The 22,668-nt window shown below is 39.2% G+C and carries 10 protein-coding genes; 5 read left to right on the top strand and 5 right to left on the bottom strand.

All coding sequences use genetic code 11. The features are described from left to right. Positions 1-223: 223 nt before the first annotated feature. Positions 224-8,728 carry an invasin domain 3-containing protein gene (locus ACZ1GR_RS03925; RefSeq protein WP_472610931.1) on the bottom strand — a complete coding sequence of 2,835 codons (8,505 nt, stop codon included), beginning with the start codon at positions 8,726-8,728 and terminating at the stop codon, positions 224-226. Between the two features lie 884 nt (positions 8,729-9,612). On the opposite strand from ACZ1GR_RS03925, the gene ACZ1GR_RS03920 reads away from it, so the two are divergent. Then, complete coding sequence (locus ACZ1GR_RS03920; protein ID WP_472610930.1) at positions 9,613-11,718, top strand: sigma 54-interacting transcriptional regulator; 2,106 nt, start codon at positions 9,613-9,615, stop codon at positions 11,716-11,718. Between the two features lie 158 nt (positions 11,719-11,876). On the opposite strand, the gene ACZ1GR_RS03915 is transcribed toward ACZ1GR_RS03920, so the two are convergent. Further along, positions 11,877-12,071 carry an ATP-binding protein gene (locus ACZ1GR_RS03915; RefSeq protein ID WP_472611791.1) on the bottom strand — a complete coding sequence of 65 codons (195 nt, stop codon included), beginning with the start codon at positions 12,069-12,071 and terminating at the stop codon, positions 11,877-11,879. A 724-nt stretch (positions 12,072-12,795) separates the two neighbouring features. On the opposite strand from ACZ1GR_RS03915, the gene ACZ1GR_RS03910 reads away from it, so the two are divergent. From ACZ1GR_RS03910 to ACZ1GR_RS03900, 3 genes are all read left to right on the top strand, one after another. Next, entirely contained in the window at positions 12,796-13,182 is a 387-nt protein-coding gene (locus tag ACZ1GR_RS03910; RefSeq protein WP_472610929.1) for a hypothetical protein, read from the top strand. Positions 13,183-13,420: 238 nt separating this feature from the next. Continuing rightward, positions 13,421-13,789, top strand: a complete 369-nt coding sequence (locus tag ACZ1GR_RS03905) for a carboxypeptidase-like regulatory domain-containing protein (protein WP_472610928.1) — start codon at positions 13,421-13,423, stop codon at positions 13,787-13,789. 188 nt (positions 13,790-13,977) lie between these two features. Further along, the gene (locus ACZ1GR_RS03900; RefSeq protein WP_472610927.1) at positions 13,978-15,303 is read left to right on the top strand and encodes a hypothetical protein; all 1,326 of its coding nucleotides are present in this window, start codon (positions 13,978-13,980) and stop codon (positions 15,301-15,303) included. A 244-nt stretch (positions 15,304-15,547) separates the two neighbouring features. Here ACZ1GR_RS03900 and ACZ1GR_RS03895 read toward each other — a convergent pair whose 3' ends face one another. The 3 genes from ACZ1GR_RS03895 to ACZ1GR_RS03885 form a co-directional block, all read right to left on the bottom strand. Continuing rightward, entirely contained in the window at positions 15,548-17,656 is a 2,109-nt protein-coding gene (locus ACZ1GR_RS03895; protein ID WP_472610926.1) for a sigma-54-dependent Fis family transcriptional regulator, read from the bottom strand. Positions 17,657-17,780: 124 nt separating this feature from the next. Then, a complete protein-coding gene (locus ACZ1GR_RS03890) occupies positions 17,781-19,829 on the bottom strand; it encodes a tetratricopeptide repeat-containing sensor histidine kinase (RefSeq protein ID WP_472610925.1) in 2,049 nt (682 codons plus the stop codon). Positions 19,830-20,581: 752 nt separating this feature from the next. Further along, on the bottom strand, positions 20,582-21,238 hold the full coding sequence (locus ACZ1GR_RS03885) for a Crp/Fnr family transcriptional regulator (RefSeq protein ID WP_472610924.1): 657 nt from the start codon (positions 21,236-21,238) through the stop codon (positions 20,582-20,584). Between the two features lie 688 nt (positions 21,239-21,926). On the opposite strand from ACZ1GR_RS03885, the gene ACZ1GR_RS03880 reads away from it, so the two are divergent. Further along, complete coding sequence (locus tag ACZ1GR_RS03880; protein WP_472610923.1) at positions 21,927-22,301, top strand: hypothetical protein; 375 nt, start codon at positions 21,927-21,929, stop codon at positions 22,299-22,301. Positions 22,302-22,668: the final 367 nt, after the last annotated feature.

The raw sequence follows: 22,668 nt of genomic DNA, 5'->3' as shown, positions 1-22,668 counted from the left end.
TAACGTAAGTTCGACATAAGAAACCTGTCACTTATTTGGTTTTTCGCGATTTATAGACTTATGTCAGGTTGAGCAGTCGAAACCTCTTTAAATGTATATTTTTTCAAGCCTTCGACTGCCTGCCCGTCCGTCCGGCGGGCGCTCAGGGTGACAACTGTCTGTTTTTGTCAACATTTGTTCTCTTTTGGACCGATTGTTACGTCGAACTCACGTTAGTTTAGAATTATCTTGATAAATACAGGTATCCACTTTTAACCCCAGTTTCTCCATTTGTATACTCATAATTCAGTATATAGAAATAAACACCTGTGGGTAATCCGTCTTTCACATTTATAGTAGCGCTACTTTGCGATATTCCTCTGAAAAAATTATCGTTTGATGTATAGTTTTTGGTTTCATATACTTTTTTACCCCATCTATTATAAATACGAAGATTGTTTTCCGTATTTTCTAATCCGGTAATCATTAATACATCGTTTACACCATCTCCATTTGGAGAAAATCCATTGTAGACAATTATCTCTTCATCTTCTTCAATGTCAGGAGTATCCACACCATCGCCGTCATCGTCAGGGTCGAGATAATCTGGGACGCCATCATTATCCGTATCGTCGTTCGATGGGTCTCCGTCTCCGTTGGTGTCCTCATCTGCCGTGTCCACGCCATCGCCGTCATCGTCAGGGTCGAGATAATCAGGTACGCCGTCATTATCCGTATCGTCGTTCGATGGGTCTCCGTCTCCGTTGGTGTCCTCATCCGCGGTATCCACGCCATCGCCGTCATCGTCAGGGTCGAGATAATCTGGGACGCCATCATTATCCGTATCGTCGTTCGATGGGTCTCCGTCTCCGTTGGTGTCCTCATCTGCCGTGTCCACGCCATCGCCGTCATCGTCAGGGTCGAGATAATCAGGTACGCCGTCATTATCCGTATCGTCGTTCGATGGGTCTCCGTCTCCGTTGGTGTCCTCATCCGCAGTATCCACGCCATCGCCGTCATCGTCAGGGTCGAGATAATCAGGGACGCCGTCATTGTCCGTATCGTCGTTCGATGGGTCTCCGTCTCCGTTGGTGTCCTCATCCGCAGTATCCACGCCATCGCCGTCATCGTCAGGGTCGAGATAATCAGGGATACCATCATTATCCGTATCGTCGTTCGATGGGTCTCCGTCTCCGTTGGTGTCCTCATCTGCCGTGTCCACGCCATCGCCGTCATCGTCAGGGTCGAGATAATCAGGGATGCCGTCATTGTCCGTATCGTCGTTCGATGGGTCTCCGTCTCCGTTGGTGTCCTCATCTGCCGTGTCCACGCCATCGCCGTCATCGTCAGGGTCGAGATAATCAGGGATGCCGTCATTGTCCGTATCGTCGTTCGATGGGTCTCCGTCTCCGTTGGTGTCCTCATCCGCGGTATCCACGCCATCGCCGTCATCGTCAGGGTCGAGATAATCAGGTATGCCGTCATTATCCGTATCGTCGTTCGATGGGTCTCCGTCTCCGTTGGTGTCCTCATCTGCCGTGTCCACGCCATCGCCGTCATCGTCAGGGTCGAGATAATCAGGGATGCCGTCATTGTCCGTATCGTCGTTCGATGGGTCTCCGTCTCCGTTGGTGTCCTCATCTGCCGTGTCCACGCCATCGCCGTCATCGTCAGGGTCGAGATAATCAGGGATGCCGTCATTGTCCGTATCGTCGTTCGATGGGTCTCCGTCTCCGTTGGTGTCCTCATCCGCGGTATCCACGCCATCGCCGTCATCGTCAGGGTCGAGATAATCAGGTATGCCGTCATTATCCGTATCGTCGTTCGATGGGTCTCCGTCTCCGTCCAAATCTTCATCATCATTGGTAACACCATCACCATCAGAATCAGAATCAAAAGAGGTGAAAATCACGGTAACAGGACTACCATTGGTTACAGGCTCTTGTGGGGTATTAAAATCGCTATCAATGTCTATGGTAGCAGTGACTATAGCAGTTCCTGAGATTAGACTTGTAAGTACCACGGTTGCCGCACCATCTGTATTTGTTAGGGCTGTCGTGGAATTAAAAACACCAAGATTACTATTGAATGTTACCGAAATACCTGGCATGGAAATATTGTTTCCATTGCTATCCCTTAACTGAACGGTTAAGGTCGCCCTTTCTATTCCGTTTGCTTGTCGCATGGTGTCAATACCGCTCAATAAAGATCCGTTTATTCCGGTATCGATTCCTTGTGTAACGAACTCCACTTGTGCATCATCAGCTATAGGGCTTCCACCGAGTGTCCCGGTGATGGTCACGGTCTCCGCAACGATGTTGGTCGCCGTTGCCGTATAGGTACCGTCATTGTTATCGGTCACCGCACTGATGATCGCACTACCCGTTGATGAGAGTACGACGGTGCCACCGCTCGATGTCAATGGGTTGCCGTTGGCGTCTGCGAGCTGTACGGTGATGGTACTGGTCGCTATACCGTCGGCCGTTACGGGACTGGTAGCCGTAATCGTGGTGTTTGGGTTCATTGGGTCAGCGCTATCCGCGGTAAAGGTGATATTGGCATCGTCCGTGATGTCGGTACCGTCGAGTGTCCCGGTGATGGTCACGGTCTCCGCAACGATGTTGGTCGCCGTTGCCGTATAGGTACCGTCATTGTTATCGGTCACCGCACTGATGATCGCACTACCCGTTGATGAGAGCACGACGGTGCCACCGCTCGATGTCAATGGGTTTGCATAGGCATCTGCGAGCTGTACGGTGATGGTACTGGTCGCTATGCCGTCCGCCGTTACGGGACTGGTAGCCGTAATCGTGGTGTCGCTGTTGGTGGGGTCGGCAGCACCCGCGGTAAAGGTGATGATCGCATCGTTGGCAATGTTTACGCCGTCGAGTGTCCCGGTGATGGTCACGGTCTCCGCGACGATGTTGGTCGCCGTTGCGGTATAGGTACCGTCATTGTTATCGGTCACCGCACTGATGATCGCACTACCCGTTGATGAGAGCACGACGGTGCCACCGCTCGATGTCAATGGGTTGCCGTTGGCGTCTGCGAGCTGTACGGTGATGGTACTGGTCGCTATGCCGTCCGCCGTTACGGGACTGGTAGCCGTAATCGTGGTGTCGCTGTTGGTGGGGTCGGCAGTACCCGCGGTAAAGGTGATATCGGCATCGTCCGTGATGTCGGTACCGTCGAGTGTCCCGGTGATGGTCACGGTCTCCGCGACGATGTTGGTCGCCGTTGCGGTATAGGTACCGTCATTGTTGTCGGTCACCGCACTGATGATCGCGCTTCCCGTTGATGAGAGTACGACGGTGCCACCGCTCGATGTCAATGGGTTGCCGTTGGCGTCTGCGAGCTGTACGGTGATGGTACTGGTCGCTATGCCGTCCGCCGTTACGGGACTGGTGGCCGTAATCGTGGTGTCGCTGTTGGTGGGGTCGGCAGTACCCGCGGTAAAGGTGATATCGGCATCGTCCGTGATGTCGGTACCGTCGAGTGTCCCGGTGATGGTCACGGTCTCCGCGACGATGTTGGTCGCCGTTGCCGTATAGGTACCGTCATTGTTATCGGTCACCGCACTGATGATCGCGCTTCCCGTTGATGAGAGTACGACGGTGCCACCGCTCGATGTCAATGGGTTTGCATAGGCATCTGCGAGCTGTACGGTGATGGTACTGGTCGCTATACCGTCGGCCGTTACGGGACTGGTGGCCGTAATCGTGGTGTCGCTGTTGGTGGGGTCGGCAGTACCCGCGGTAAAGGTGATATCGGCATCGTCCGTGATGTCGGTACCGTCGAGTGTCCCGGTGATGGTCACGGTCTCCGCGACGATGTTGGTCGCCGTTGCGGTATAGGTACCGTCATTGTTATCGGTCACCGCACTGATGATCGCACTTCCAGTTGATGAGAGTACGACGGTGCCACCGCTCGATGTCAATGGGTTGCCGTTGGCGTCTGCGAGCTGGACGGTGATGGTACTGGTCGCTATGCCGTCGGCCGTTACGGGACCGGTGGCCGTAATCGTGGTGTTTGGGTTCATTGGGTCAGCGCTATCCGCGGTAAAGGTGATATCGGCATCGTTGGCAATGTTTACGCCGTCGAGTGTCCCGGTGATGGTCACGGTCTCCGCGACGATGTTGGTCGCCGTTGCCGTATAGGTACCGTCATTGTTGTCGGTCACCGCACTGATGATCGCGCTTCCCGTTGATGAGAGTACGACGGTGCCACCGCTCGATGTCAATGGGTTTGCATAGGCATCTGCGAGCTGTACGGTGATGGTACTGGTCGCTATGCCGTCGGCCGTTACGGGACTGGTGGCTGTAATTGTGGTGTCGCTGTTGGTGGGGTCGGCAGCACCGGCGGTAAAGGTGATGATCGCACCGTTGGCAATGTTTACGCCGTCGAGTGTTCCGGTGATGGTCACGGTCTCCGCGACGATATTGGTCGCCGTTGCGGTATAGGTACCGTCATTGTTGTCGGTCACCGCACTGATGATCGCGCTTCCCGTTGATGAGAGCACGACGGTGCCACCGCTCGATGTCAATGGGTTTGCATAGGCATCTGCGAGCTGTACGGTGATGGTACTGGTCGCTATGCCGTCGGCCGTTACGGGACTGGTCGCCGTAATCGTGGTGTTTGGGTTCGTTGGGTCAGGGACACCGGGAACAAAATTCACTTCAGCAGGGCTTCCATTAACAACGGCAACTTCAGGTGTTGTTCCGCCATCATTATCATCATCTATTGTAGCGGTTACATTCACTGTTTCTGCGACCGTATTCGTAATTGTGATAATTGCTTGACCATTTATATCGGTCAAGGCCGTATTACTAGAAAGTACTGCGTTGCCAGTAACCTGAAAAGTGACTTGCACTCCACTAATCGGAAGGTTGTTTCCTACAGCATTTCTAAGTTGTACTGTAATAGCCTCAGTATCTAAACCATTGGCAATTGCACTTTCATCGTTAGAACGTATAAAAGAACCTGTTGTATGAACAGAAATGACATCATCATCGCGTATGATAGCATTGGCCGTATTGATATCAATACTTCCTATGGATACATTCGAAATGGTAGCGATTACAGTCTCGTTACCTTCAATCAAAAGATCTTCAATCACAGGTATAGAAATACTTGCTCCTATACCACCACCAAATGCCCCTGCAGAAGCTATAGAAAATGAAGTGGGTCCGGTATTGTAATCCGTTCCTTCAGTCGCTGTTCCTGAAAAGCTGATATCTCCGGTAATAGGGCTTCCGGAATCATTGGAAAGCCCTCCCCTTATACTTACATTAAAGCCTACGTTCGTTGTAACACCAATATTTCTTTCAATACCGTCAGTAAGTTTGTATATATAAAATTCTGGAATATCATCATTACTAATCGTATAGGTATGGGTATCTATAAAAGTACCATCGGCAACTTCTTTTAATACAAGAGCCCCTGAAGGATTGGATAGCGTGATGTTGATCGTTTCATCATTTTCTATGAACAAATCTGGTAAAATGGAGAAATTAATAGGGGTCACGCCATCTGCCAGGGCCAAACTACCCATCGAAATTGGATTTGTTGCGGTATATACCCCAGCCGGAATAATTACCGAAATTGTTTGTGGTAATGTTCCAGTTACGCCTCCTAATGTGTAATCAGTACCGATAGTCGCAGTTCCTGCATTATTGACCAAAATATCTATTGCAGTATCTACCGGTAAAGTACCTTCAATCAATAAATTTGGCAAATTTCCCCCGTCATCTTCAAGATCACTGGCTGTCGCCAATTCGAATTCAATGCCTACTTCTATTTTGAAGGCCAAGGTAAAAAAGGTGGCATCACCAAGGGCCACACCCGTTATTTCACCCGTACTTGACAATCTGCCCAGTTCTATGGCGCCAGAACTAAAATCACCTGTGGTGCTGGACAATAACACATAATCATCACCATATCCGTCAAATTTTAGGTTTGCATTGGTGACATTGCCCGTATTTGCTACTTTCCATTCTCTAGACACCCTATCACGGTATCTAGAAATATCCATTTCGGTAGTTTGTAAGGTCGCTGTAGCCCCATTATTACCTATAACTAGAAACTGCCCGTCCAGTAACGAAGTGTGGGAACCATTTGTATCGGTAAAATTGGTATCAGTTGAAAGGGTTACGATGCTTCCTTCATTTATTGATTTTGAAATTTGTTGGTCCAAAGCTTGGGCAGTTTCATTACCAATACCAAAAACATCATGCCAATCTGCTATGCCGTCATCTGCAATACCACCATTGGTGCCATCATCCAAATCAAATATTGATGCTCCTGAAGCGTTTAGGTAGTCGTTTACCGAACCGTCTAAGGTTATACCGTATTTTAAGGCCAAATAAGATTCTATTCGTTGCCTAGCCGTGCTTGAAATTGCGTCAATATCATCATTGTACACAATAATCTCTGAAATGGTGCCAGCGTAATTTTGCCCATTGCTTTCAATAGAGAAACCACCAATAGTGAAAGGTCCTGAGGATGTGCTTTTCAGGGAACCCTCATCAATCTCATTTGCGGTAATTTGAGAAAGTGTTATAGGCTCCTCTCCTGATTTTTTGCCTTGTATATAGATTGATTGATCTGATTCAAAATCTATAATACCAGACGTAATAAAAGGGTTGCTCCCAGGGGCGAATGGATCAGAAATCGCTGGAGTAGGTACTGTATTGCGTTTTCCGCCAAAATCAGTTGGGGTCTCTAAAGTAGTTGATAACCTGCCTTGAATCAATGAATATCGGGTTTCACTTTTTGTGCCAAAACCAAGCATTGTTCTAGATACTGTCGACCTTGGACTGGAAACAACAATAAGCGATAACCCCTCTTTATTGGCATAGATATAATCATCACCCAAAGTAAGGGTGTTTTGGCCGGTATTGGTAAAACGCATGACTGGGTTAAAGTTGACGTTTTGCGTGGCATCATCCCGATAAAGGGTTCCATTTGATGTAGGGTCGACACTTGTGGCGTCATTGGTGCGTACCCCAGAAAAATCTTTCCAAGACTGTGCCAATTCGCCATCTGAAGCCAAGACAGTACCCGTTTTGGTATCATTACGATCTGTAAAAACCCCATCATCAGCCTTTAGCCATAATGAAAGGCTATTAAAAACGCCGCCCGGAGCGACCCCACCTGAAATAAAGGTTACCTGTGCCGGGCTGCCATTTACAACAGCTATTTCTGGGGTGGCTAAAATATTATCGTGGTTGACCGTGGCCGTAATGTCAACGGTTTCTTGAACCGTGTTACTAATGGCTATAGAAGCAATGCCCTGCGCATTGGTAACGACTGTAGCAGGACCCGAGATGACGGCACTGCCCGAAACGCTAAAAGTGACCGAAATACCCGTGGTATTCAAATTAGTACCCGAATCATCTCTTAACTGTACTTGAACCACTTGGGTGTCGCCACCTTCTATACGGGCAAACTCACCTAAAGGATAGATAAAAGATCCATTGGTACCGGTACCTATACTACTAAAATTAATACCGATACCGCTATTGTAAGGTACAATGCTACCTGAATTCACTACCTGGGCCGCCGTACCATTAACAAAGGCACTATCCGTAAAGGAAAACTGCAAATTGTTTACATCATGGATGTCTTTATGGTCGAGGGCCATGCCCGTGAAATTTAAGGTGGCCTGAGTATCGTTATTCGATAAGGTGATCTGCGGTATTAAGCCCGTGGGTAGATTGGGCATGATGACTTCGGCACCAATATCCAATATATCATCATTATCGGTATCTTGAAAGGTATTTCCGTCAAGAATGATGACCATAGGCGAACTATCATTCACGAGGGTGCCGTTATCAGAGGTAATATCTTCATTGTAATTATCCAATTCCAATTCATATCGATCAACCTCCTTGGCAAAAAAATCAAGAATAAATAGGGCATCACCATTTTTGCTTAAATCAATTCTTCTAGAGCCAGGCGAATTTTGAGAGATATCCAAATTTAAAAGGTTATCGTATGTTGCTGAAGAAAGTTGATAGGGCGCGACTAGATCATAGGTAATCACCTCATTTATTATATTTCCAAAAAAATCCGTTGAAGTAACAGGAACAAAAAGCTGGGTGCCAGTTGTATTGAACTTGATGCCTCGTGGAGTAAAATTGTTCGGTATTGACATGCTTTGAACAAATACCCCGCTGCCAACATCATATGGTAAGGTGAGATTATATTCTGCAATACCTTTACCGGTACCTAAGTCACCAAATAAAAATAATTTTAAACCATCTTGACTAAAGGCAAGGTCTATCAAAGAAGAAATTTCAACAAAATCGGTGGTACTTAATAGTGCCCCAATGGTGTTGATATCGAACGGAGTACTCAAGGGATATGCCCTTACAAAATCAAGGGTATTCGTAGAATAAGAAACAAATAAGATAGTACCATCGGCACTGAATTCAAATTCTGTATGGTTGTCGCCCACATCTATAGCACCGGCGAAATTTGCCAATGAAACTGCATAGGGCGTGGCCAAGTCATATTGAGAAATGTCGGTAAAGCCATTCCTAATAAAAAAAAGGCGTAAACCATCGTTACTAAAGTTAAAACCAAATGTATTAGATGCGATAGGATAACTGTTGGTATAGGTAGCTTGATCTATATTAATGGCATCTTGCCCGCTGTAGATAAGGGTTCCTGATTGTGCACTATTTTGCCAAAAATTACAGGTACATAGTACTAAAAGAAGTAACAATCTTAGGTTTTGGGTTTTCATTGGGTAAAAAATTATCATATTTAGAACAAAGCTAGTTGGTGAACCATGTCTCAAGAAAAGCATATATATTATTTGGAAGAGCGTTATTATTATTTGGTTGAAATGTCCCATGTTTTGAAAAAGACCATTTTCAAAATAAACTGACTTTGAAATTGGTCAAACAGGAATGGCCATTCTATTTTGAGTGATATTTTTGACTTAAGCAAAGCGGCAACTACCTTCACTTTATCAAGCCTTTATTTCCATTGGATTATTTGAACATGAGCATATCCATACCCTATTTCATATCATGCGAGATTTTTACCTAGCCATACGGATTTATTGGTTGCAACAAAGTGTTCTTTGCATCCTAGGCGCTAAGTCTGATTTTCGGGTTTTGGATGCAGTATTATGGTATAAGATTAATTGTTCTTTCTACTATTTGTGTACTTTCTTCAACAATAGAAGAATCAAAATCTTTAATCAGGTATATAAGAATTGCAAGAATATACAGAATCCCCAATACCATAGATGACTTAGGGATGCCCCTCTTGGTTTTAATCATTTTCATTGTTTTTTTAATTAATATCAGTTTCGATTTAAATATTTGACATCCCTTAAGACCAAGACCGTGCCACTTAACATTTATTTAACATTTTAAAATTTAAATACTGATTATCAAATACTTAATAAATGAAAATAAATACGAAGACTCTAAAAAATATAAAAAACCCTAGTGCTCGTTGTTTATATGACCGAAAGATTTATGTAGTTTTTGGATGTTTTTATAAAGAAGCTCCCAAATAATAAATGTGTTGAACCAGATAATAAGCACTTGCTTTAAATAAGGTATTCCTGAAATATTTTTGTCGCTAAATTGCCACAATGGCCCATTTTAGTATACCATGAGGAATACAAAAACTACTGCAGATAAGACACTCTCCATTCAAGAGGTATTTTTATCGGAAAAGAACCGAAAAGAACTATTGCAAGTTATTTTTGAGACAATTCAACCCATTTTTCCTTTTGACCTTCCTGGGCTCTTTATTATTGATCAAATAAACAATGAGCACTATGAGTTGTTAAATGTTTTAGATACTTACAAGGGTATAGCCCACAAAAAAATATGCGAGAAAACATGCTCTCTACAAAGATTCGAACATAAAGGCACAGCTGTTGATTTTTTATCGCGCGGCGAATTTCCAAAACTAGGTTACATTAATAAAAGTGGGGCAACATGGCCGCACCCACAAGCCCAAGTATTGTATAAATTGGGTATTCAACAGGTAATAGGTATTGGCCTGCGCAACGAAGATACCACATTTGGCGTGCTCTGTTTTTCGAGTAAAAAACCAGACTTGTATTCTGATAAAGACTTTGCCCTAATGAAAGTCATTTCAAAACAACTGTGCAGTATATTAATACATATGGTCAAGAATGAAGAAGTTCTGCGACAACAAAGACAGACTGAACACTTGTTAAAAATAAGTGAAGCGGTGGCCAATATTGAAAGTGGTCCTAGGCTGGTAGATTCTATATTTAATATGGTTAATCGTTTTTTTCCTTTTGATGATGCCGGTTTATTCGCATTAGATTTACCAAACAAAAGGGAACGCGACTTAATCATTGATTATGATTATAACACAGCGACCTTAACCGATATTCAAAATTCTGGCCATGTTGGATGGTTGCCACTAAGTGAAATTACGATCTTCCTTGCAGAGAAGGTTGATGTGATTTCAACGGTAGAAGAGCTTTTTACTAGGTTTGAACATGCACATTTTGAGGTTTTACAAAAACAGGGGTATCGAGAAATTATTTCGGGACCCCTAAAAAATGGAAACAATCTTATTGGTATGTTATGCTTTTGGACCAAAAAACAAAGTGGTTTTAGTCGAGAAAGTATTCCTTTTTTTAAATCCATTTCTAATCTTATTGGGCCTGCATTGGGCGGTGTTTTAGCTCAGGAAGAAATCTTACGCCTTAATAATGAACTGCGCTTAGAACGTGATTATTTGATCGAAGAGGCAAAAGTAGTGCACAACTTTGAAGATATTATTGGTAACAGTCCTTTGATTTCGGAAGTGTTTGAAAAAATAAATATTGTAGCAAATACGGATGTTACCATCTTGGTCGATGGTGAAACTGGTACGGGTAAGGAACTGGTGGCACGCGCCATACATAATAGGTCACTTCGAAAAGATAAACCTATTATCAAAATTAATTGTGCGACGCTTCCAAAAGAGTTAATAGAGTCAGAACTTTTTGGGCATGAAAAAGGAAGTTTCACAGGGGCGAACGACCGTAGAATAGGCAAGTTTGAATTAGCCGATAAGGGTACTCTTTTTTTGGATGAAATCGGTGAGCTTCCCGTTGAACTCCAAGCCAAATTGCTAAGGGCTATTCAAGAAAAAGAGATTGAACCCTTAGGTGGTTCAAAAGTCATAAAAGTCGATGTAAGAATTATAGCGGCCACCAATCGCAATTTATTGAAAGAAATTGACAAAGGCCATTTTCGGTCTGACCTATTCTATAGGCTGAATGTATTTCCTATAAAGGTCCCGGCGCTTCGTGAGCGACAAGAAGACATTCCACTTTTAGCAGCTCACTTTGCAAATAATATGTGTTCAAAATTGAAAGTTCCATTTCACGGAATAAAAGAAAGTGCCCTGTTGGAACTTATGACCTATGATTGGCCCGGAAATATTCGGGAACTCCAAAACTTGATAGAACGCTCCTGTATATTGAGACTAAGTAATCGTTCGGATAAAAACTCAAAGTTAACACCTCGTATATTCGATGCCATGGAAGGCAACATCGCCCCAATACAGATGAAGAAAAAAAAGCAGGTCAGTCTAAAGATACTTCGAGAAAATGAGGAGAAGGAAAAAATATCACATGCCTTAGAACTTACAAATTGGCGCATAAGAGGAGAAAAAGGGGCCGCTAAAGTTTTGAAAATGAAACCAACGACCCTTGAATATCGAATGAAGAAATATGGCCTTGCCTGAAAAACGAACATCGATATGTTGCCCAATAAAGCGGGCTTTTCAATATCAATGCTATGAAACTACGCCCATTTCAAAAAAATTACTCTTTAAAAAGATAATCTTGATTTCTTAATACGATCGTGCGTTCCCCCTCTCTACTTTTTATCTCCAATTTGGCATCAATCCGCATGTAACATATCTTTAATCAACATTAATCCTATTCCCTTACCATTTTCGCCATTTGTACCTCTAGAACTAACATTTGAATGCCCTTCGAATAAGGAATTCAATTTCTTTCTCGGGATGCCCAATCCATTATCTTTTACGGTCAATTCTATTATTCGAACATCTTTGCGGACTATACGCAGAAATATTTTTCCGTCCCTTTCTAGAATATTTTAAGATATTGTTTGTCAGATTATTGACAGCTAATAGTAACATTAAGCTGTTTAAAGCGATTTTTGAGTCTCCCTGGATATATTGCTTTTACTGCTATTTGTCAAACTAGCCAATGTCGTGTGGTTATTTTCTACTATTTCCAGCTCCTATTATGATATTTTATTATCTAGTCAAGACCTTAGCTTGTTGTCGACCTGACTGCTGGCAAGTACCTTTTCTTTTTGAAAAAAACTCAAACTGACGGTTTGTTGATATCCGATTATCAAAATGTACAGCGGGTTAAATGACAAACCTTATGTCTAACCCATTTTAAATAACAAGCTTGATCCGCACCGATTGTCAAGATTTTAAAGAAGAGGGTCAGGCTATTGAAAAGACGCTTATGTTTTGTAATTGCCCTAAGCGAGGGAGTAAAATCAAACTATCTGATTTTTTAGTTTTTTTATTTCGACTTTATACGAAAAACACAAAAATTCATAAAATCCCCAAAAAAATTCAAAGTTTAAAAAGTCACTTCTAAATAACACTATTTATTGTAAACACCTGTTTATCAAGCAGTTAATTTTTTATTATTTCAAGATATAACTGTGGCATGGTATTAGGATAATAGGGTCAAACGGATAAGCAGTAACAATCATACACTTTTTAAAAACCGTATAAATAAACCAAGCCCAATAATAAATAAATAAAAATCTAAAGATGACACTATTTCAAATAAAAATGTATAAAGAGTTGGAAAGACTCTTTGAAGACATTACGACCAAAGACTATTTATTAGAGTTTGAAAAAGAACTTTTGATTGACATCATAAAGTGGTGTTATATAAGCACAGATGTTCAAATTAAAAGAAAAAATAAAAAAATTTCGATGAACATCATTGCTGATGTTAAGGAATATAAGAATAGTAAAGCTAATTTTGATTTGTCGACAATACCTTTTAAAATAAAATATGATAATCTCAATAAATTCATGAATTCTTGTTTAATATGTAATTCTCAAAGCTCTGCGTTCTATAGAAAGTGCTTAGAGCGTTATTATTATAAAATGGCTTTGACTACTATCGATGAAAGCGTATTAAGCAACTAGAACAATGCAAAGTTTTATCGTGTTCAATAAAGAAAAGTGTTCTATTTTTAGTGTTCTCAGTGTTTAGTTGAATGGAGAGAAACCCCAAATATGGCCTTGTGGCTTTTTGGGGTTTTTTGAACTTCTGATTTAGATAGCTTTTAGTTTTTCAAACCAAATAAATTACGATTCATGACGATTTTGTTTAAAAAAAACAATTGTATACGCCTATATTTTAAAAATAAAAAAAAAGGTTCAAATGTTTGACCCAAAAAAGAAGTATTGTTCTGGTAGTGGCGTATGTTTTAAAAATAATAACAGGCTTTTTATAGGCATTTTGTGCTTGTTCTTAGTTCAAATAAATTTTGCCCAAACCATCGTTTCTGGAAAAATAGTTGACATCAATAACGAACCATTACCATTTGTACATCTGCGCATAGAAAATACAAGTATAGGGACAATATCCAATGATTTGGGCCTTTTTGCCATCGTATCCAATTCGGCCAATAAAAATGTAACCATAGTTGCTTCAAGCCTAGGTTACAAGACCAAAGTTGTAACCTTAAATGCGGGATATCACATTCTTTCAATGAGCCAAGACATCATCGAATTGGTAGGGGTCACCTAGGGCCTAAAGATTATGGAAAAGAACTGATACAGAAAGCCATAAATGCCATTCCGAAGAACTATCCGGCGAAAAAAGAAAGGCACAGGGGCTTTTTCAGGGAAACCACCAGCTGGGAAAATCAAGAAACTCCTATTTATATTGCAGAGGCTGTCATTGAATCAAACAAAAATACTTATGCCAAAACCTACATGTCAGGAGATGTAAAACTGGTTGAGTTTCGTAAATATGAAAGCGAACAATTAGATTCGTTAACAGCACGTATTTATGCCGGAAGCCATCATATCCACAGATTTGATATTGTTGCCAGAAGAGCTGCTTTTTTAGGTAATCCCAATGGGTACAAGTATAAAATCAAAGATACTTTACGACAATATGGAAAAGATGTCTATAAGATTTCTTTTGAAAAGAAGAATAAAATATCAGGACACGTTTATATTATAGATTCTTCCTTTGCTATTTTGAAAGTAGATTTGAAAAAATACTCTTTCTTTAAACCAGCTATACACAATCGTCAATTTTTGAGTTATACGGTTGAGTACGAGTCGGACACGGCTAACATATGGAGATTTAAACGCTCACAGTACAAAACCGCTTTTAAGAAAAAGGGAAGGATACTAAACTTGGCCAGTGAATATGTCACTACTGAAGTTCAAAGTACTGAGGTCGGTATTCCGTACCGTGAAAAACTGGCATTCAGGGATGTTATTTTACAAGAATCAAAAGAATACAACACAAACTTTTGGAACAGCTATAACATCATTTTGCCAAATGAAGGTTCAGAGGCTTTATTCAAGTCTATTGACTATTCGAAAAAAGATGCGTACGGAAAACCGTTTACCAATAAAATAGATTTTTTTAGTCGCCTAAAACAAGAAATCGCTGTTACCTGGACATCTATAAACACTCGTCAATATGAATTTAATTATAACAATTCAATTTTAGATATTGAACAAAATGGTACGGCCACAAAAAACAACTCATGGGGTCTGGCATATTCGCTCTTATATCAAATTAAACCTAATTTTCTAATTGGTTATGGTGGCGATACCAAAATTTCTAAAACCGGAATCAGATCACATGACCTCATCATATCGGGCGAGTTCAATCTTAATCAGAACAAGCTACCAATTTTTATTTCTACTCGTTTGAATTTCGGTTATCAAGAAATAGATTATTTTATTCGAGGTTACCGTAGTGAAGAAGATTTTAAAATCAAAGGCAAATCGTTCAATAGTGATAAAACAAATGTATTTCTTTCTCAACAGGGTATTAGAATAAAGCCGAGTATATCTTTAAGTATAGAAAGTAATCGCAATTTAAGCTATTTTATAACTGTAGGTTATAATTTTCAATTAAATAAAAGAGTGGGACTCTTGTTTCAAGAAAATAACAATTTTCTTCTTTTTCGAAAAAGATCTTTTCTTGAAAACGGTCAAGAAAACCTTCTTATCCAATATGGTCAAGATAATTTGTTGGAAAATGTAATCACTATAGGCACAGGTATTTCTTTTTAGATTTTCACATGTTTTCTATTTGATAATTCTAAATCTACCCGTAGTAACCGATAGCATTTTGATGGAAATTGGTCAATTCGAGTGGTTTTTCTGAATTGAATTCAGAAAAAATGTATCGAGAATCAAAATTTTAGAACCAAAAACCCCGTTCGCGACCTGCTTGCCGGCAGGCAGGTACTTCTTCTTTTTTAAAAAACTCGAACTAATGGTTTTTTGATGTCCGATTATCAAAATGTACTACGGTTTAAATCAAACCATACTTTTTCATTCTATATTCTAATGTGGTGGGCTTTACACGGAGTATTTTTGCTGCTCCCCGCTCACCACGTATACGCCAATTGGTTCGCTCAAGTACTTGTAGTATTTTTTCCCTTTCACTTTGATTACGCCGTTCTTTTATTGATATCTGTGCAAAAGTTCTATGATCTACCCTATGCTGAAAAAAAATGGAATTATCCTCACCCATTGATTTGATCAAAGTGTTCTCTGTATCAAGGTCAATGTCATCAAAACTACCAATAAGACAAGCTCGTTCAACCACATTTTGTAGCTCACGTATGTTACCGGACCAATACCAGTTTTTCAGTTTTTCCATTGTATTTTCTTTAATTTCCAAATGGGGAAGATCATGCTTTATGCAGAATTTTTCAATGAAGTGTGTCACCAATAAGGGGATGTCGTTACTGCGCTCCCTAAGTGGGGGCAATGAAATTGGAAAAATATTCAGGCGATAAAAAAGATCTAAACGAAACCTCCCATTTTTAACTTCCTTTTTCAAGTCTTTATTTGTAGCCGCGATGATTCTTGTGTCTAATTTAATAGGTGAGTTGCCGCCGACCCTTTCAATTTCTTGTTCTTGTAGGGCTCGGAGTAATTTGGGCTGTAAGCTTAATGGTATTTCACCTATTTCATCTAGAAAAATCGTGCCATTATTGGCCAATTCAAACTTACCTATTTTTCGTTCTGTTGCACCAGTAAAACTTCCTTTTTCATGCCCAAAGAGTTCTGATTCAAAAAGTTCGTGGGGCAATGTGGCGCAATTTACATTGACCAATCTTTTATCTTTTCTTTCTGATTTTTCGTGAATTGCCCTGGCAATAAGTTCTTTTCCTGTACCCGATTCGCCTAAAATCAAAACAGTAACATTGGTCTGGGCCACTACCTCTATATTTCTGAATACGTCACTCATTTTAGAGTCGTTTCCAATGATTTTAGTAGACATAGAAGTTTCTCCTATATTTTTAACTTCGACTTCTTTTTGATGCATGGTGTTGTGTTTTAGGGCATTTGAAATTTTCTCTGTCGCTACTAAATCGGCAATTCTAAGTGCTGTAGGATCTGATATTTTCTTCAAGAGACGCAAATCACTATTATTATAAAACGCTTTTCTTCTAATTCCTAAAATGAGCATGCCTATCACTTCTGTATGGGTTTCGACGGGAACACAAGCAAATTCCCTCAATCCAACTAATTTCGTAGTTCGAAGAACATTTTTTTGGATATTTGATTTTGTGCCATCGGTCATGGCAATAATACCCGCTTTTTTCTCAAACCCGTCTTTATATAATTTTAACCAAATCCAACCATTGTTATCTTTGGTGTTTTGTGATATGGAAATAATCTCGTCATTGGTTTTCTCCTCTGATTTGGTCTTTGCCCAACCATAAACATTTTTATCGAACAAGGTTATGCTCATGTCATCGTATAACAATACACTTTTGATTTGTTCGGCTAGTGTTATAAAAAGATCTTCTTGGTTTTTTATTTCGAAAATAGCGTTTTTTATAGCTGAGATTTTATCATTCATATGTCGCTCTTCGAGGTATAGATCTCTATACAAAAGGTTGCCGAGTGCAACCGACAAATTGTAACATATAGATTTGAAAATCAAGCTTTCAGAGCCTTCATAAGCATCATAAGATTTGCTCCAAAGGCAAAGCATGCCAATTGGTTTATTACGATCAAGTAATGGTCTTGCTAAAAAAGAACGGTACCCCTCTTTATTCATATGTTTAAAATGGGGGTGTTTAAATTTTGAAAATAAGGCTGCTACCGAAATGTTGACAAAATCATGCTTAACAATCCACTTCACTGGTTCAGACAAAGGTTGCCAGCCTTGAAGGCCATCATTGTATATGGACGAAGCTGTTATTGATCCTTCGTACTCATAATCAATAATCAAATCACGTTCGATACTTTCTTCAATGTCTATTGCAAAAAAGCCAACATCGTCAAAGGGCAAAATTTTGTTTACTTCATCAAATATGATTTTTATCAAATCAGCATTGGTTTCAACTTTCGATATCTCTTCGTTGATATGCAATAGAATAGTATTTTGTTCTCTCGTGGTCATTTAGTTTAGATTAAATAAACGGACATTTAGCAACAACCCTTGAATGGCGAATGAACAAATATGGACTTACCTAAAAAGGCAACATCGACATATTGACCATAAAACGGTCTTTTCAATATAAACGCTATGAAACTGCGCGCTCTTCAAACAATTTCTCTTCCAAAAGGTGATTATGATGTCTTAATAAGATTGTACATTCGGTACCTTCCCCCTCTTTACTTTTTATCTCCAATCTGGCATCAATTGCGTGGAGCATATCTTTAATCAACATTAATCCGATTCCGTTGCCATTTTCACCATTTGTGCCTTTAGTGCTAACATTCGAATGGCCCTCAAACAAGGAATTCAATTTCTTTCTCGGAATGCCCAGCCCATTATCCTTTACAATCAATTCTATTTCTCCGGTATCTTTACGCACTATGCGGATAACTATTTTTCCGCCTTTTTTAGAGTACTTTATGGCATTGTTCATCAGATTATTGAGTGCTAATACCATTACTTCGCTGTTAGAGTCAATTTTGGGATCTCCTTGAATATATTGCTCTATACTGATATTCTTCAAATTAGCCAATGTTTTATGGTTGTTTTCTACCATTTGCAACAAAGAGCTTAAATCGACCATACTTGTCGTAAGGGTTTTCTTTTGATCGACCATCCATCCCAACAGTACCGAGGAAAAACGGTTAAGTTGTTTTGAAGTCTTCTCTAGGTCATCCATAAGTGCATGAACTCGTTCAAGGTTTCCCTCGTCCCAGTAATGCTGTACAATATCAATGCTCATACTAATATTTGCAATAGGTGATTTTAGGTCATGTGAAACAACATTTAATAATTGCTGTTTCCAGTCATACAACTCTTGCAGCCTGTCGCGCTGCAAACGTATCGATAAGTTAAGGCGCTCGATTTTTTTGTAGGCTAATTTCTTGGTCTTAAGGTTGATAAACATGAGAAAGGAAAGTCCGGCAAGGAAAACAAGGCCTAGCAGGTAAACCCCAATTTGCCTCCTTTGAGCATTCAACCTAGCAGATTGTAGTTCTACCTCCTTTTCTTGAGTCGCCAATTGGGCCTCTTTTTTTTCCGTGTTATACTTACCCTCCATCTCGGTAACCTTAAGAAGGTTTTCCTCTTTCGAAATAGAATCCTCTAACCGTTTAAATTCCTTGTAGTTTTCTAAGGCTTTACTGTGGTTCCCAACTTTTTCCCATATCCCACTCTCTATTTTGTAAACTTCGAACAACCTACGGAGCTTTCCATTGCCTTTTAAGCTTTTTGCTTTTTGGGTAATATCCAAAGCTTTTAAATATTTTCTTTGCGTGACATATAATTGGGCCAGACTTAAATAATTGGCAAAGATGGCATACCTATTATTCAATTTTTTCGAATTTTCAAGACTCTTTTTGTGAAAATGTAATGCTAGATCGTATTTCTTTTGACTAAAATAATAGCCGCCTAAATTTGATTGAACGTAAAGAAGGTCTCTTGGTTTTTGGGTTTTTTTTGCTATTTCCCAAGCCCTATTATAATATTCTTCCGGGGTTCCGATTTCCTTCAGCTTATAAAGTGAACGACCGATACTTACCAATGAAGATACCTGACAACTGTAATCCGCCAAGGCAATGTCCAGCTCCAAAGCTTTTTTAAAGTGGTCAACAGCATTATGATAGTTCTCAAGGAAAAAATGTAAAGAACCAATATTGTAATGCACGTTTTTTATACCTACAGAATCTTTCAGAGACACATACATATCAAGGGATTTGTGGTAATGCTCCAAGGCTTTTTCTGTATTGGATTTTTGAAAATAATTATTGCCCAAGTTTTTGTTGTTTTTGGCAATTTCTTTAAGGGAACCAATTTTCGTGTTGATTTTTAAAGATTTTTTACAATAATGAATTGCTGAATCTTGCAACCCCTTGAAGTAGAAGACCTTTCCTAAAAGGGTAAAAGAAGAAGCGACCCCTTGGTCATATGCTATTTTTTTGGAAAATTTGAGAGTAATTCTTAATAGGGAATCTGCGGTTGCAGGTTCATTTCGTAAAATTGAATCGGCCTTAGCTAGCATGTCGGTGATTTGAGTCCTATCTTGTCCTAACGCCAGGTTATGCCAAGCAATGCCAATAAAGAATATTAAAAAGAATTTAGCTATTGAGGTTCTTATGGTTAGGTCAGTTATCATATACCATTTATTTAATTTCTGGTTGATTAGGAGTAAATAAAGACCTATGGTACGATTGAATTTGGTAGTAATGAATGGAGAATGTACATTCTGTATCAATACTTGATTATTCTGCACCATTGATTGATTATTTACATTAAGCTCATAATGTATTTCATCAATTTTAATAGAGGAAAAGTACCCTGTACCAAATAGATCAGATAAGTAATACTTAAGGTATTAAGCAAGTTTATAACCAATTTTTTAACTAACTAATGACCTACGATAACTAATAACTTTTACACTTTGGTTTTACATCGGCCTACTTTAATTGTTGGTAAAATTACTTTGGTTGTTTAATGAAAAGATGTGACCAATATCACACGACAATGTTAATTATGTGTTAAAAAATAGAACTGCCTAAAGACATGTAATTGAATATCAGTAAATAAAGATGAGGTTCAACATAAGGGATTGAGATTTTTTTTACTGTTGGAGTTGTCTTTAAAACAAATTTATCAAATACGCCTTATTTGGAATACTTAGTATTAAACTCCATAGACATCTTACTTACAAGCCATTACAATTAGAAATTAGGGAAACAATGGTGTCATTAAGAAAACCCATCACATGCGGCTGAAAAGCTCAATCAAGCACTGATTCAAGCTTAACAAGGTTTACTAAATTAAGAAGATATTGTTCGTTATTGAATTGAGAGAATCTGTAAAATCAGATAAAAGATACTTGATAAATACTCTTATTAATATAGCAGCTTAATTTTTAGAAAAATATTCGGAGTAGTTCAATGTGATTTGTCCTTTTCCGGTTTTTATTATATTATTAGTTTCTAGTTTTTTTATTAATCTCGTAATAACTTCACGAGAGGTACTCAAATCTTGGGCAATTATCTTATGGGATATATGAACTGTGGGATTACTTTTCAAGGATGCCTTCGTACTCAGGTACTTTACTAGTCGTTGTTCTATTTTACAAAAAACGACTTCTCTGGTAGTTAGTAGTAGGTCTTCGAATATTCTTTGATAATTTTCTATAATTAACTTACAAAAAGCAGTGGATTTAGACATCCATTCTTTAACGCAATGACCGGGCAATATCAATACTTTTGTAGGTTCTTCTGTAATTCCTGAAAATTGAACGGGCTCCTCGCTAGAAATATGGTTGAAATTGAGAATACATGTCTCCCCAGGATTTATATAGTATAGAAGAAATTGAGAGTCAGCTTCTTCGGTATACATTTTTATAATACCTTCAACTACAATTGGTAAAAAATCAATGTATTTGCCTTGATGAACTAGTAAATAATCTTTAGGGAGTTCTTTTAATTCTGATTTTATAAGTATCTCATGATACAATTCGGAAGGTAAAGACGGCAAACATTTTCTTAAAGCGTCAACATTTCTTCTTTCCATAATCTCATTTGTTTAATAAAATAAAATTTTTTTTAAACAAAGTAAAGTTTTTTTATTAATAAATAATAAAAATTAACAATACTTTTTGTTGTAGATTTTATTTTGTAAAAAGCATTTCTACAATTATTTAATAAAAAAACGGACCAATATTTATAAGCTATTTTTGAACATTTCGATATAGCTATGCTTACGGTCGATTTATTGAGATAAGTTTAAAAGGCAATATTCCATAAAAGTAAAAGATGTTATTTTCCTTGTACTAAAAAAAATATCATCAATTTGAGTGCTAAATTTTATATCTAGTTAGAAAGTTGGTAATGCTATGAAAGCCATGTTGAGCAGCCAACTCCCAGTTGTGGTGATGGTAATCTGAAAAATCAAATCTTTTTAGATCATTTTACATTTACTTGTAAAGTATTCGGCAAACTATATTGTAGAAAACAAGCAACGGATAGGGTGTTTAATTCTTCTTTTACCTTCTCTATTGCAAAAAAAAAATCAGAAACCCTCAATTGAAAACAAAAATAGGATCCAATGATTTTCAATTTACTCCCAAATAGTAGATTATGGGTTTTAGATAATAAGCTGGAGTTTTTTTAAGTAGTCTCTGACAATAGTTTTGTTCATATATAAAGAAAGTTATATCAACGCTTTCGAGAATAAAAACCTATTTAAAAGACCTCATAGAATGAAAACAAAAATCGCAAAATACTATGTTCTTGGTTTATTTGTACTGTCAAGTTGCTCAAAAATTCCTTTAAATGATGACCCGATTTTAGGTATTTGGACGCTTGAACAGGAGTCTGTCGATGATAAAACCGGTTTATTTAGAAGAGAATGGATATTCAACGATGCCTACCTAGGTAGGTATCATTATTATGCTAACAATGTTATTATAATTGAAACCGATTATCGATGGATCAAAGAAGATACTTTGTATTATATCGACTATAACGACGCAGATGTACCGAATGAATATTTCCGTATTTCTGAAGAAGATGGTCACCAAGTCATCGTAAATACCGAGAATAAAGTAGTAGGCCGAAGAGAGCTTCAAAGATAACGATTAGATTATGTTTATGATTTCTAGTTATTGGGTTTGATTAAAAATATTAAATAAGATATATGGTCATTTCTTTTGAACACCTTCAACCTGGGGCATTATCTTGGATAAGTACCTATTGCAACCTATCATAATATATCAAGGATTACATTGGCAACTTCTTCAAGTTTTTCGTTCCCTTCACTTGATTGGAGGTCAAAAACTAAAAGTAAGATAAGTAGAATTAAATAAGCTCTATAGGGCATGTTAATGAAATTATTATTGAAATTTTTTAGACTTGTGAGAATCTTTTTGTGCTAATTTTCAGAACGAAAATAGAAGTACCCGTCAAATATTGGTGTATCACTTTTTGCAGTAAAAAGTGCAG

This window comes from Croceitalea sp. W27 (assembly GCF_055693185.1).
Note: the sequence above shows the minus strand (reverse complement) of the source record. Positions and strands in the feature narration are given on the sequence as shown.